This is a genomic window from Microvirga aerilata (assembly GCF_016743775.1).
Lineage (GTDB): Bacteria > Pseudomonadota > Alphaproteobacteria > Rhizobiales > Beijerinckiaceae > Microvirga > Microvirga aerilata.
In genome coordinates this window covers 1-1,485 of record NZ_JAEQMY010000268.1, presented here as the reverse complement: position 1 = coordinate 1,485, position 1,485 = coordinate 1, and the positions used below count along the sequence as shown (strand labels likewise).

1 protein-coding gene is annotated in these 1,485 nt (G+C 63.0%); it reads left to right on the top strand.

Features of this window, described 5'->3' with window-relative positions; genetic code table 11:
* The first annotated feature begins 112 nt into the window (after nt 1-112).
* Nucleotides 113-1,459 carry an IS5 family transposase gene (locus JKG68_RS32255; RefSeq protein WP_202066502.1) on the top strand — a complete coding sequence of 449 codons (1,347 nt, stop codon included), beginning with the start codon at nt 113-115 and terminating at the stop codon, nt 1,457-1,459.
* Nucleotides 1,460-1,485: the final 26 nt, after the last annotated feature.

Here is a 1,485-nt window from a genome sequence, read left to right as displayed (position 1 = left end):
GTCGGCCCTGAATAACCCACAACTTGTTGGGATTGAAGGATTCTTCGTCATCGCGAAGCATCGTAAAATGCCGGTTCCCGGGTGCTGACCCGCTCAAAGCTGGTGTATTTCCATGGGACCCAAGCCCACGATGCCGAGCCCCGGCGATCTCTACCGCAGCCGTCTCGGTCAGATCCTGGATCATCGCCACGAGCTGTTTCGCCTGGCCAGTCTGATCGACTGGGACAGGTTCGATCACGAGTTTGGCCGCTTCTATCGTCCGCTCGGCCGGCCTGCCAAACCCACCCGGCTGATGGTGGGGCTGTCGTATCTCCAGCACACCTTCAACCTGTCTGATGAGGCGGTGGTGCAGCGCTGGATCGAGAATCCCTATTGGCAGTGGTTCTGTGGCTGCGAGTACTTCCAGCATGAGCTGCCGTGTGATCCCAGCTCGCTGACGCGGTGGCGCAAGCGGCTTGGACCAGACGGGTTGGAGACGCTGCTTTCCGCCACCATCCAGGCCGGGCTGGAGAGTGGGGTGGTGCGGTCCTCGAGCCTGGAGCGGATCAGCGTCGATACAACCGTGCAGCCGAAGGCGATCACTCATCCCACTGACGCGAAGCTCTATCTCAAGGCTCTCCGCGCCCTCGTGCGGCAGGCCAAGCGGCATGGACTCCAGCTGCGGCAGGCTCACACCCGTTTGGCCAAACGCGCGGCCGTGCAGGTGGGCCGCTATGCCCATGCCCGTCAAATGCGACGTATGCGGCGAGAGCTCAAGCGGCTGAAGACCTATCTCGGGCGGGTCTACCGCGATGTCGCCCGCAAAGTCGCCGGGGATGAGGGGCTCGCCCTTCGCTTTGCCCGTCTGCTGGGCCTGACGGAGCGTCTTCTGACCCAGGAGCGCACGAGCAAGAACAAGCTCTACAGCCTGCATGCGCCCGAGGTGGTGTGCATCGCCAAAGGCAAGGCGCATCGGCCGTATGAGTTCGGCTCCAAGGTCGCGCTGGCGGTGACCAACCGCGAAGGCTTCGTGCTCGCGTCCAAGGCGCTGGAGGGCAATCCGTATGATGGCCATACGCTCAGCGCCACCGTGGAGCAGGTGACGGCCTTGAGTGGGGTTGAGCCGGATCGCATTTACGTCGATCAGGGCTATCGTGGGCACGACTACACCAAGACGGATCGGGTGTTCATCACGCGACATCGGCGGGGGCTGACGCCCACGATCAAACGGGAGCTGAGACGACGCTCCGCCATCGAGCCGATGATCGGGCACATGAAGGCGGACGGGCGACTTGGACGCAATCACCTGCTCGGAGCAGCCGGCGATGCGATCAATGCGCTGCTGGTGGCCGCCGGGCACAACCTGCGGCTGATCCTGAACTGGCTCAGGCGTTTTGTCGCTTGGCTCATGGCAGCCCTGATGGGTTCATGCGCGCAATCGGATAAGCCCAACGATCCCTGGAAGCCAATCGCCGCCTGATCAAACGGCATTGTTCAGGGCCGACT

Coding starts and splice junctions, on each gene's coding strand:
- JKG68_RS32255 (WP_202066502.1), top strand. CDS start 113: ATGGGACCCAAGCCCACGATGCCGAGCCCCGGCGATCTCTACCGCAGC.